This window comes from Niallia circulans (assembly GCF_003726095.1).
Taxonomy (GTDB): Bacteria; Bacillota; Bacilli; order Bacillales; family Cytobacillaceae; genus Niallia; species Niallia circulans_A.
In genome coordinates this window covers 1,729,732-1,742,342 of the sequence record NZ_CP026031.1, presented here as the reverse complement: position 1 = coordinate 1,742,342, position 12,611 = coordinate 1,729,732, and the positions used below count along the sequence as shown (strand labels likewise).

Sequence of the window (12,611 nt, the reverse complement as noted above, 5' to 3'; positions counted from 1 at the left end):
GCTACCTCTTTGTCTTTTTACTTATTATCGTTTAGTAATCTTCCTTCTTCTGGACTTTGTAAGCGAGTGGAACCATTATAATGAAGTGCTTGATCGCGATCAGATTCTACTCTGTTACTATTTTTTAATTTTTTTTCCTGTCTATCTTTACCCATTTACAATGCCTCCTGTTTTTCATTTCCATTATAAAATGGATGTCTCCTTCTTTTCTTTCATAGAAGTTCTTTTTATTATTCTTCCGTATGCAGAAAATACTTAATGAAAAAAATTCCTAAAAAAATTACCGAATAGTCCCTATGCACTCTTCTATCTTTTTCGTTTAAATTACATAGTTCCGAGACATAATGGAAAAATAGAGGAGAGTGAGGATATGGAAGGATCAATCTTTTTATTCTGTACATGGTGTATCTGGATAATAACAACGTTTTTTATGGACAAAAATAATCCAAAGCGAACAAAATATTCTATTTATATATTAACAGCAATTATTTTAAGTCCTTACCAGTGGGAATGGCAAGGAAAAAGTTGCTCCATTTTGCTCCTAGTTGTGTTAATAATGTCGTTTTTTTATACAGGTACTTTGCGATGGAAGAACTGCATTTATACGATTGTTTCGTCTTTTTTTATGATGTTAGCTTATGTTACATATGAGTTAATGGCCATCATTGATCCTTTTTGGGTATTCATTCCGGGTGTATGGCTGAAAACAAGTATATTATTTACATTCCTTATCTTGGTGCACAAAAATATATCTTGCCAAATACTTGTTTTGCTGATTGGAAGTATTAATGGGGAGATAGTTTTAAGCTTCCTTTTAAGAAGCTATCAGATGGATTATTCCATTGGTTCAATGGCCTTTTTCGATTTTTTAACACTTGGTTTGCTAGGATTGATTTCTCTTTATTACCTAAAAATAACACTTGTTAGATGGGAAAATTATGTATTTTTGCTTGAAAAGGAGAGACAAAAAAACTTATGAGTAATCTCGTTTATCCAATTCTATTTGGAGTAATTGTTGGAACCTTGTTAAGGATGTTTATGCTGCGCACTGATTATAGACAATATCCGACTTATTTACATGGGAAAATCATTCATATAGCGTTAGGTTTTATTGCAGCAGGTTTAGGATCCGTAGCAATACCATCCATATTAAACAAAGATTTTACAGCAGTAACTTTCCTTACTGTTGCCGCCTCTCAATTTCGTGAAGTTAGAAATATGGAGAGAAATACGTTAACAGAACTAGATAGTTTTGAAATGGTACCAAGAGGAAAAACATATATCGAAGGAATCGCGATTGCTTTTGAAAGTAGAAATTATTTAGTAATGTTTGCTGGCTTAGTCAGCACGTTTGGTTATATTGTTTTCAACATATGGACAGGAATACTTGCAGCAATCATCTCGGTTGTCATAGCGAAGAAACTAATGTCTGGTGGTCAATTAAAGGATATAGTAGATATAGAATATGTTCAACCGACATTTAAAGGGGCTGGTTTACATATTGATACCATTTATATTATGAATATTGGGTTACCGGAGCGACAGAAAGAAGTGTTGAAATATGGAATGGGATTTATTCTCACACCAAAGAATTTTAATGCGAGAACTACCATTGCAAATTTAGGTCAAAGACAAGCAATTTTATATGATGTTACAACGGCTCTGGGTGTATACCGTGACTCCGGAACACCTGCGTTAGTACCTCTAGCTAAGAGAGACCTAGAAGATGGAAGAGTTGCTGTATTTGTGTTACCTCAAATACATAATGAAAAAAAGGCCATTCGTATCATTGGTGCAGTTCCAACTCTAGAAAATGCGATTCGCATGCCAAGTAAGCGTGAAGAAAGGGAGGATGAGTTAGAATGACTTTAGAGAAATACATTTTAGCCTCCATAACAACTAATCCAAATAAAGTTGCTCCAGGAACAGGTGTATTTTATTGCCAAGATACAAAGGAATTAGAAACAGTTGCGACTAATTTAGAAGCGATATTAGATGGGATTGCCCATAAAATCAGCGAGGAAGTTTTTATTATTGTAAAACATTAATTATCATAAGAGAGCTAGAAAAAAGTAAGGTTATGCAAAAGAAATATAGTTTTATGTTGCTAGGTTATCATCTCTTTGATAAACTATTTTAGTTAGGGGTCTACCTCTCAGTTTAAGGGTTAACCCCTATTTTACTATTTTTTGTTAAAGGGTATTACTTGAGCAAATCGATTATTGGTTTTGTTTTGAAGGAGAATTTTTTGAATTAGTGTTTATGACATACTCAAAACGAAGCTATAAAAACGGAAAGTACAAAAAAGCTTTAGTGCTTACGTTCATAAAAGAAATAAATAATCTAAGAAATGTTCTTTAACATCGTGATTACCTTAGGTTTATACTGCTAAGGAATCATGCTGCATGGATAGAATGATTATGTATATGAAGGGATGATAGCGATGGCGAAACCAGTTATTGCAATAGTTGGACGACCGAATGTTGGGAAATCTACTATCTTTAATCGGATAGTAGGAGAACGGATTTCTATTGTAGAAGATATACCAGGAGTAACGAGAGATCGTATCTATAGCTCGGCAGAATGGTTAAATCATGATTTTAACCTTATTGATACAGGAGGTATTGATATTGGGGATGAACCATTTTTAGACCAAATACGTATGCAGGCAGAAATTGCAATTGAGGAAGCAGATGTTATTATTTTTATAACAAACGGTCGTGAAGGTGTTACTTCCGCAGATGAAGAAGTGGCGAAGATTTTGTATAAAGCGAAAAAGCCTGTTGTGCTAGCTGTAAACAAAGTAGATAACCCAGATATGAGAGAACAAATTTATGATTTTTATTCATTAGGATTTGGAGAACCGTTTCCGATCTCTGGTTCACATGGTCTAGGACTTGGAGATTTATTGGATGAAGCTGCAAAGCATTTTCCTAAGCGTGATACAAAGGATTACGATGATGATGTTATTAAATTTTCGCTTATAGGAAGACCCAATGTTGGGAAATCTTCATTAGTGAATGCAATGTTAGGCGAAGACCGCGTAATCGTAAGTAATGTTGCAGGAACAACGCGTGATGCAATTGATTCCCAAGTAACGGTTAATGGTGAAGAATTCGTGATTATCGATACAGCTGGAATGAGAAAAAAAGGAAAAGTATATGAGTCTACAGAAAAATATAGTGTCCTTAGAGCATTACGAGCAATCGAAAGATCGGATGTTGTCTTAGTAGTTATTGATGGGGAAGAAGGCATTATTGAACAAGATAAAAAAATTGCTGGTTATGCTCATGAGGCAGGAAGAGCAGTTATTGTTGTTGTAAATAAATGGGATGCAGTAGAAAAAGATGAAAAAACAATGAAAACCTTTGAACAAAATATAAGGGAGCATTTCTTATTCTTAGACTATGCACCAATTGTATTCTTATCTGCGAAAACAAAGAAACGTATTCATACTTTAATTCCGATGATTAAAGTTGCCAGTGAAAATCATACACGCCGAGTGGAAACAAGTGTGTTAAATGATGTTATAATGGATGCGGTTGCGATGAATCCAACTCCAACAGATAAAGGAAAAAGATTAAAAATATACTATACTACCCAAGTTGCAGTTGGACCGCCTACTTTTGTTGTTTTTGTAAATGATCCAGAATTGCTTCACTTTTCTTATGAGCGATTTTTAGAAAATCGGATTAGAGATGCCTTTGGTTTTGAAGGAACACCGATTAAAATATTTGCAAGAGAAAGAAAATAAAAGAGGTGTAAAGGATGAAAGATAAAAAATCCGTAGCGATGATTGGTGCTGGAAGCTGGGGGACAGCACTATCATTAGTACTTGGCGACAATGGTCATACTATTCATATTTGGGGAAAAGATGAGAAAAATATTGCAGAGATAAATAATTTACATCAAAATAGTAAATATTTGCCTGGAATTACCTTACCCAATGAAGTAAAAGGCACTACTTCGTTAGAAGAGAGTGTTCATGATGTGGATATCATTGTTTTAGCTGTACCAACAAAAGCGATGCGTGAGGTAATTCCTCAATTACTCCCGTATATTAAAGAACCGAAAACGTTCGTTCATGTAAGCAAAGGAATTGAACCTGGTACATTACTTAGAATTTCTGAAATAATGGAGGAAGAGATACCTGAAAGCATCCGAAAGAGTATTGTTGTGCTCTCTGGACCTAGTCATGCGGAAGAAGTAAGCTTGCGTCATCCGACGACTGTTACAGTATCTTCTAAAAATATGAAGGAAGCTGAACTGGTACAAGATTTATTTATCAATCATAATTTTCGAGTATACACAAATCCGGACCTTATCGGAGTAGAAATTGGCGGGGCGTTGAAAAATATTATTGCAGTGTGTGCAGGGATTGCAGATGGATTAGGTTTTGGTGATAATGCAAAGGCCGCATTAATTACAAGAGGACTTGCTGAAATGGCAAGACTTGGAACAAGAATGGGCGCAAATCCACTTACTTTTGCTGGTTTGACTGGGATTGGAGATTTAATTGTTACTTGTACAAGTGTTCATTCAAGAAACTGGCGAGCAGGTAATATGCTTGGAAAAGGTCATGCACTAGAAGAAGTACTGGAGCAAATGGGAATGGTTGTAGAAGGAATTCGAACAACGAAAGCAGCCCATCAGCTTTCCGAAAAATACGATGTTACGATGCCTATCACAAATGCATTATTCGAAATTTTATTCAATGGCCAAGATGCAAAAGCAGCAGTCGAAAGCTTAATGGCCAGAGGAAAAACGAACGAAATGGAAGATTTAATAAACATTCTTGCTTCTCAGTACATAGAATAAGGAAAAGATGTGTACTTTGTAAATCCTTTCTTATGAAAGGAGAATGAACGAAATCTTTTTATGGAAATTTAGGCGTTTTAATGGTTCGAAAATGGATGTAATAACATAAAATGCCTTGAAGCAACCTAGTGGAATGAACAGGGTTTGGGTCAAATAGTCAATGGAAATCAAAGTGAGAAGTTTCCCCTACTTCTTACTTTGATTTTTTTTTGTTTTTCGACGCTTTACATTATCCTATATTGTTTGAACGATATATGTCTTTGTAACAGTTTGGCAAGTTTAATAGACTGGCTGATAATCAGATTAGTTTTTCTAGTCTTTTATAGGTGATTCCAAACAAAAAGTGTCATATCCCTTCTCTTCTTGTATATATTGAAGAGAAGGTTTTATTTATTCATACACAGAACAAATGGGATTAATATAGTTTATAAATGAATTCATGCTAGTTTCATAAAAAGAAAACGTATAGATGGGCATCATTTTTACGTTCATAAACAAAGGTCTTATTACTTTAAAATAAAAACTAGCAAAAAAAAGGGGAGGAAAATAAAAAATAAGGCATAAAGAGATAGGACAACATCATAAATATATATTGTCTAATAGTATTAAATGGATAATTCTATCCCATGTACTAGGAAAAGTTCAGGAGGGGATCACTTGGAAAAGGTAAATATTTTTAAAGATATTGCCGAAAGAACGGGCGGTGATATTTACTTAGGTGTAGTAGGAGCAGTGCGTACCGGAAAATCAACTTTTATAAAAAAATTCATGGAATTGGTTGTTATCCCAAACATGGACAATGAAGGTGATAGAGCTCGGACTAAAGATGAGCTTCCACAAAGTGCAGCAGGAAAAACAATTATGACAACAGAGCCAAAGTTCGTTCCAAATCAAGCGGCCTCTATTAAAGTAGATGAAGGATTAGAAGTGAATATTAGGCTTGTAGATTGTGTCGGGTATACTGTGCCGGGTGCACAAGGTTATGAGGATGAAAACGGTCCTAGAATGATCAATACACCATGGTATGAAGAGCCTATTCCATTTCATGAAGCTGCTGAAATAGGAACAAGAAAGGTTATTCAAGAACACAGTACAATTGGAGTCGTTATTACAACAGATGGTACGATTGGTGATATTCCAAGAAGTAACTATCTAGAAGCTGAGAATAGAGTAATTGAAGAGTTAAAAGAGGTTGGTAAACCATTTATTATGATTATTAATAGTGCTCAGCCTTATCATCCTAATACTGATGCTCTAAAACAAGAGCTTTCCGAAAAATATGATATTCCAGTTATTGCCATGAGTGTAGAAAGTATGCGTGAAACAGATGTATTAAATGTTATGCGAGAAGCATTATTCGAGTTTCCAGTTTTAGAGGTAAATGTAAACTTACCAAGCTGGGTAATGGTATTAAGAGAAAATCATTGGTTAAGAGATAATTATCAAGAAGCAGTAAAAGAAACAGTTAAAGACATTAAGAGATTAAGAGATGTGGATAGAGTCGTTTCGCAATTTAGTGAATATGAATTCATTGAAAATGCTGGTCTTGCAGGTATAGAAATGGGGCAAGGTATCGCAGAAATTGATTTGTTTGCACCAGATGAATTATATGATGATATCCTTAAAGAAATTGTAGGTGTGGAAATTAGAGGAAAAGACCACCTACTAGAATTAATGCAAGATTTTGCACATGCTAAAACGGAATATGATCAAATCTCAGATGCTTTAAAAATGGTGAAACAAACTGGGTATGGCATTGCTGCCCCCTCATTAGTGGATATGAGTTTAGATGAACCGGAAATCATTCGTCAAGGCTCGAGATTTGGGGTTAGATTAAAAGCCGTTGCACCATCCATCCATATGATTAAAGTGGATGTGGAAAGTGAATTTGCCCCAATCATTGGATCTGAAAAGCAAAGTGAGGAATTAGTAAGATACTTAATGCAAGATTTTGAGGATGATCCATTATCTATCTGGAATTCGGATATTTTTGGAAGAAGTTTAAGTTCCATCGTCCGAGAAGGCATACAAGCAAAATTGTCATTAATGCCAGAAAATGCACGTTATAAACTGAAAGAGACATTAGAAAGAATTATTAACGAAGGCTCTGGTGGACTCATAGCAATTATTTTGTAAGGACTCTATTTTAGAGTTCTTTTTTTGATGAATAAATAAAAAGGCATTTCTTTTATTAGATATATACCCGTTTATAACTTTGTTGAAACAACGGGAGAATAGTTCCATTTCTGCTCAAATTATGGATGAAATTGGTAAAAATATGGTTTTAATGTTACGCTTTTATTTCAAAATAAGAAAATATTGCTATCAATATATAAAATTTCTTGATATGCAGAAATGATTATGATAATCTTTTAAAGGAATTAGCGTTATAAAAGGTTTCTTAATCTTTATTAAAAGCTTAAGGCTTTTCATACTGGAATTTCTTTTTAGTAGAAACCAATTGGTCTCAATTAAGAAAAAATTCAGTAGGACGTATATAATTCCGTTAATTTGTTTACAAATAAAGATATGAAACTAATTTTTAGCTTTTATTTGAAACACTCGGGAGGAGGTGAAAGGCATGAACAAGACAGAATTAATCAATGCAGTTGCTGAAGCAAGTGAACTATCAAAAAAGGACGCTACTAAAGCAGTTGACGCTGTTTTCGATACAATTTTGAATGCTTTAAAAGATGGTGATAAAGTACAACTTATCGGTTTCGGTAACTTTGAAGTACGTGAGCGTGCGGCTCGTAAAGGTCGTAACCCACAAACTGGTGAAGAAATTGAAATCGCAGCAAGTAAAGTTCCTGCTTTTAAACCAGGTAAAGCACTTAAAGACGCAGTGAAATAATTACATACAATGATAGTATTTCACTAAAACCGCGAAAATTATCGCGGTTTTTTTCTGTTATTTTTAATGGTGCAAAGAAACAAAGCTGAATTATGTTCATTTAATTCGGAAAAGATAAAGCAGACCCTTTCCTAAGTGCCAATTGTATCCCTTTACTTTTTCTTGTGATATAATAATTAGAATATGTGATAGAAATGGAAAGTATTTTTTTTAAGTTTGCTTTGTTAATTTGTAGCTCTAAGATAGATAGACAATCTTTCGAAAGATAGTTTCACCTGTCTTAATTAAAAGCAGATGCGAGAAACGAAATTATAGAAAACCAGGAATAAATGGGGAACAAGGGTGATGTTATGGTTATGCAGGAATTAATAGAGAGTGTAAAAAAAAGAGTGATTGAGCGAACTTCGAATCATTATTTGCAAAAACATATACCAAATCCGGTTATAGATGAACATAAGATTTTACTAATTATATCTGTCCTTTTAGAGGCAAATATACAAAAACAAGAAATAATTACATATGCAACAACTATTACACTTATACAAATTGCCCTTGATACCCATGAGCTTGTTACAAATGAAAAGATGCATAAAGGGAACGAAAGAAATCGACAGTTAACAGTATTAGCAGGGGATTTATATAGTGGGCAATATTATAAAATATTAGCTGAAATCGAAGACCTTAAAATGCTTAAATTCCTTGCAGAAGGAATTAAAGAGGTAAATGAGAATAAAATATTCTTTTATCATCAGAATGCGAAAACAATAGAGCAGGTAATAGAAAGCCTGAAAAATATTGAGGGAGCATTAATTAAAAAGCTTGTGGACTTTTATCAATTAGATGGATGGAAATCGCTTGTAGAGGAATATTTGTTTCTTTATCGAATACAAAAAGAAAAAGAATTATATGACCGCACGCAAGGATCAATCGTTGTCGAAACATTTTATAAGTATGAGAATAAGAACAATTTATTATCTATAAGTGCTAAAACAGCCGTATTAGATAAATATTTAAAAGAGACAAGTTCACGACTAGAAGAGATGCTAGAAAATCTTCCTGAATTACAAGCAGTGTTTAGAGAAAATACCTATCAGTTATTAAATGCAATAAACAAACAACAATTGTACGTAGAGGAAGGGTAATTAAAAATGCAAGAGCAGCAATCTAAAGAAGAAAAGGTACATAATGTATTTGAAAAAATTTATAGTAATTACGATAAAATGAATTCAGTCATCAGCTTTCAGCAACATAAACTATGGCGAAAAGACACGATGAAGAGAATGAATGTGCCTAAAGGAGCAGCATGTTTAGATGTATGCTGCGGAACAGCTGATTGGACAATTAGCCTAGCAGAGCAAGTTGGACCAAACGGCAAAGTAGTTGGACTTGATTTTAGTGAAAATATGTTGAGTATCGGTAAACAAAAGACAATGGGATATGAGAATATTGAGCTTATTCACGGGAATGCTATGGAATTGCCATTTGATGATAATCAGTTTGATTTTGTGACAATCGGCTTTGGTTTACGAAATGTTCCAGATTATTTAACTGTTTTAAAAGAGATGCGAAGAGTGGTAAAGCCAGGTGGATTGGTAGTTTGTTTAGAAACATCCCAGCCGACAATGCCGATCTTTAGACAGGGATACTACTTTTATTTTCGATATATCATGCCGGTTTTCGGGAAATTGTTTGCGAAAAGCTATAAGGAATATTCATGGCTTCAAGAATCGGCACGTGACTTTCCGGGTATGAAAGAACTTGCTCTGATGTTTCAAGAAGCTGGACTAAAGAAAGTGACATATAAGCCTTATTTTGGTGGTGTTGCTGCGGTTCATATAGGATATAAATAATCGTGCAATCATAGAGGAGAGTCTAAATCAAAATCCAATAAGCAATATTTGGATCAAGATGGGAGGACTACATTTTAATCCTGTATTCTTGTCCTTGTATTTAGACCTCTTTTTTTCATAAATAGGATTAAATTTATATATAAGCATTTTTATGCTGGATAATTATTTTAAAATATCGATACAAGTTGGGTGAGTAGTTAGTGAAATTAAAAATGATGTACTCATTTTTGAATTCGGATATAGATAAGATTGAGAAAGCTTTGGAAGAAACGGTACAGGCGAACTCTTCCATTTTAAGAGAATCATCGTTACATTTATTGCAAGCAGGTGGCAAAAGAATACGTCCGATATTCGTATTGCTTGCTGGACAGTTTGGTAACTATGATATTCAGGTTATAAAAAAGGCAGCTATTTCATTAGAATTAATTCATATGGCATCCTTAGTTCATGATGATGTTATAGACGACTCCGATTTAAGGAGAGGCCAACCGACGATTAAAGCAAAATGGGATAATAAAGTAGCCATGTATACAGGGGATTATATTTTTGCTAGGTCAATAGAAATTATGAGTGAGATAGATAAGCCAGCTGCTCACAAAGTCCTTGCTAATACGATAGTGGAAGTATGTATCGGTGAAATTCAGCAAATAAAAGATAAATACCGATTTGATCAAAATATAAGGGATTATTTTCGACGAATTAAACGGAAAACGGCATTATTAATATCGGCAAGCTCGTTAGTAGGGGCTATTGTTTCTGATGTTGAGGAAGATTATCAACAAAAGTTATATCGATTTGGTTATTATGTTGGAATGTCTTATCAAATCATAGATGATGTTCTCGATTTTGTAGGTACGGAAGAAGAATTAGGAAAGCCTGCTGGTGGAGATTTACTTCAAGGAAATATTACTTTGCCTGTTTTATTCGCGATGGAACAAGAAAAAGTGCGCGATAAAGTGATAACTGTTCATGAGGCAATGCCTAAGAAAGAGTTAATGGAAATTATCTCCATGATCAAAAATACAGATGCTATCGATCGTTCCTTGCAGGTTAGTGATTTGTATTTAAAAAAGGCTTTGCAAACTATCCATGATTTGCCAAATGGAAAAGCAAAATCTGCACTTAATAATATCGCTAAATATTTAGGAAAGCGCAAATTTTAAGGAATAAGCATACCTTTTGTACATGTTTTTGATGAAAGCGTTTTTAAATTTCTTTTGCATAAATTGGGTTTTTGTGGTAAGTTTTTCATGAATGACCATGTTTACTAGTCTAATACATATGGTAGGAGTGAGCTTATGGAAAGAACATTTCTAATGGTAAAGCCAGATGGGGTACAAAGAAATTTAATAGGGAAAATAGTAACCCGTTTTGAAGAAAAAGGTTTTCAACTTGTTGGAGCAAAGCTTATTCATATTACGGAAAATTTAGCGGAACAACATTATGCAGAACACAAAGGCAAGCCGTTTTTTACACAATTAGTAGATTTTATTACTTCAGGTCCTGTTTTTGCAATGGTTTGGCAAGGAGAGGAAGTTATTGCCAAGGCAAGACTGATGATGGGAAAAACGGATCCTTTGGAAGCTTTGCCTGGTACGGTTCGTGGTGATTTTGGAGTAGTAAAACATAAAAATATTATCCATGGGTCTGACGGGATAGAAAGTGCTCAAAGAGAAATTGCTCTTTTCTTTAAAGAAGAAGAAATAGTAGAGTATAAGAAACTATTAGATAGTTGGATTTACTAATATAGCTTACTTAGCTGTCCTATGCAGGGCAGCTATTTTTTTTGAATGATTAAACTAAGAGACCGGCTACCTTGGAGTATGGGCGATGATATCCAGCCGCTTCCGCTTTTGATGTCTAGCTCCGGGCACTAGGGGCTGATGGGCTTCTCGACCGTTCCCTAGGATAAGGCAACATCGATTCACTAACGTTCATCGTGTATCCTATATCTCAGGAACGGTCGCTCCATCCCACACGCCCCTACCGAGTGCCCTCCGCTTTTCAATGTCAAGCTTCAGCGCCTATCTTCTAGCAAACTTCGGTCGCTTCCCTACGATAAGTCAACATCGTCTCACTGCTTCCCCGTGTTTCCTTTATCTCAGTCAGCGCCCTCCAGTTTGTACGCCGATAACCAGTCGCTTCCGCTTTTCTAGTAATTATATGAATTATCGGAATAAAATTTGGCCGTTTTGTGGGAAAATCGTATATACTTAAAAAGTAGTTGATTTTATTATACTTGTGAGGAATTTTAAATGGAGAAGGATTTTCAAGATTTTATAAAGAATTTTTACAAATTATCAGGAATAGATTTGTCTTTGTACAAAGAGGCACAAATGAAAAGAAGGTTGACATCTCTTTATGAAAAAAGGGGTTTTACTTCTTTTGAAGATTATTTTAAAGCGATACATAAGGATAAACATTTATTGGACGAGCTATTAGATCGAATGACAATTAATGTTTCTGAGTTTTACCGGAATTATAAGCGCTGGGAAGTACTGGAGAAAAAAATCTTACCCTCTCTTCTACAATCAAAAGCACAATTAAAGGTTTGGAGTGCCGCCTGCTCAACAGGAGAGGAGCCTTATACTTTATCTATGCTTCTTTCCAATGAAATGAAGTTGAGAGACTTTCAAATTCTTGCGACGGATATTGATATTAACGCCTTAGACAGGGCAAAAAAGGGCATTTATTTAGAGCGAGCATTAAACGAAGTACCATCCGCTCAAAAAGATAAATATTTTGAAAAAGATGGTGCAATGTTCAAAATAAAAGAGGAAGTTAAAAGAAATGTAACATTTAAGAAGCAAAACTTATTATCGGATTCGTTTGGCGGACCATTTGATTTAATTGTGTGTAGAAATGTTCTTATCTATTTTACAGAGGATGCAAAAGATTTACTTTACCATAAATTTTCTCAAGCTTTAAAACCTGGTGGAATTTTCTTTGTAGGGAGTACAGAGCAAATTTTTACACCTGCTAAATATGGATTTGAGACAGCAGATACTTTTTTTTATCGGAAAATATAAGTTAATGGCAAAACAACACTGCAAATTTATCGTTGTTTTGCCATTGTTTACATGATTGCT

Annotated in this window: 13 protein-coding genes; 12 read left to right on the top strand and 1 reads right to left on the bottom strand. The window is 34.5% G+C overall.

Translation table 11 applies throughout. The features are described 5' to 3' along the window. Positions 1-17 precede the first annotated feature (17 nt). Positions 18-155 (bottom strand): YpzI family protein, encoded by a 138-nt coding sequence (locus C2I06_RS08315; protein WP_095331821.1) that lies wholly within the window; start codon positions 153-155, stop codon positions 18-20. 215 nt (positions 156-370) lie between these two features. Here C2I06_RS08315 and C2I06_RS08310 point away from each other — a divergent pair, with 215 nt between their 5' ends. From C2I06_RS08310 to C2I06_RS08255, 12 genes are all read left to right on the top strand, one after another. Beyond that, the gene (locus C2I06_RS08310; RefSeq protein ID WP_095331823.1) at positions 371-979 is read left to right on the top strand and encodes a YphA family membrane protein; all 609 of its coding nucleotides are present in this window, start codon (positions 371-373) and stop codon (positions 977-979) included. Then, the gene (locus C2I06_RS08305) at positions 976-1,866 is read left to right on the top strand and encodes a YIEGIA family protein (protein WP_123257849.1); all 891 of its coding nucleotides are present in this window, start codon (positions 976-978) and stop codon (positions 1,864-1,866) included. Before C2I06_RS08310 ends, C2I06_RS08305 begins: the two co-directional genes overlap by 4 nt. Then, positions 1,863-2,048 (top strand): capping complex subunit for YIEGIA, encoded by a 186-nt coding sequence (locus C2I06_RS08300; RefSeq protein ID WP_095331827.1) that lies wholly within the window; start codon positions 1,863-1,865, stop codon positions 2,046-2,048. Before C2I06_RS08305 ends, C2I06_RS08300 begins: the two co-directional genes overlap by 4 nt. A gap of 395 nt (positions 2,049-2,443) precedes the next feature. Continuing rightward, positions 2,444-3,754, top strand: coding sequence for a ribosome biogenesis GTPase Der (der, locus tag C2I06_RS08295; RefSeq protein WP_123257848.1), 1,311 nt, complete (start codon positions 2,444-2,446; stop codon positions 3,752-3,754). A gap of 14 nt (positions 3,755-3,768) precedes the next feature. Next, complete coding sequence (locus C2I06_RS08290; protein ID WP_095331831.1) at positions 3,769-4,818, top strand: NAD(P)H-dependent glycerol-3-phosphate dehydrogenase; 1,050 nt, start codon at positions 3,769-3,771, stop codon at positions 4,816-4,818. 657 nt (positions 4,819-5,475) lie between these two features. Then, positions 5,476-6,954 (top strand): stage IV sporulation protein A, encoded by a 1,479-nt coding sequence (spoIVA, locus tag C2I06_RS08285; protein ID WP_095331833.1) that lies wholly within the window; start codon positions 5,476-5,478, stop codon positions 6,952-6,954. Positions 6,955-7,399: 445 nt separating this feature from the next. Further along, complete coding sequence (locus tag C2I06_RS08280) at positions 7,400-7,672, top strand: HU family DNA-binding protein (protein ID WP_016203034.1); 273 nt, start codon at positions 7,400-7,402, stop codon at positions 7,670-7,672. Positions 7,673-8,028: 356 nt separating this feature from the next. Beyond that, the gene (locus C2I06_RS08275; RefSeq protein WP_163186176.1) at positions 8,029-8,814 is read left to right on the top strand and encodes a heptaprenyl diphosphate synthase component 1; all 786 of its coding nucleotides are present in this window, start codon (positions 8,029-8,031) and stop codon (positions 8,812-8,814) included. A gap of 6 nt (positions 8,815-8,820) precedes the next feature. After that, entirely contained in the window at positions 8,821-9,522 is a 702-nt protein-coding gene (locus C2I06_RS08270) for a demethylmenaquinone methyltransferase (RefSeq protein ID WP_095331837.1), read from the top strand. Positions 9,523-9,722: 200 nt separating this feature from the next. After that, positions 9,723-10,685 carry a heptaprenyl diphosphate synthase component II gene (gene hepT / locus C2I06_RS08265; protein WP_123257847.1) on the top strand — a complete coding sequence of 321 codons (963 nt, stop codon included), beginning with the start codon at positions 9,723-9,725 and terminating at the stop codon, positions 10,683-10,685. Positions 10,686-10,820: 135 nt separating this feature from the next. After that, entirely contained in the window at positions 10,821-11,267 is a 447-nt protein-coding gene (gene ndk, locus C2I06_RS08260; RefSeq protein ID WP_095331840.1) for a nucleoside-diphosphate kinase, read from the top strand. Positions 11,268-11,777: 510 nt separating this feature from the next. Beyond that, positions 11,778-12,551, top strand: a complete 774-nt coding sequence (locus C2I06_RS08255) for a CheR family methyltransferase (protein ID WP_095331842.1) — start codon at positions 11,778-11,780, stop codon at positions 12,549-12,551. Positions 12,552-12,611: the final 60 nt, after the last annotated feature.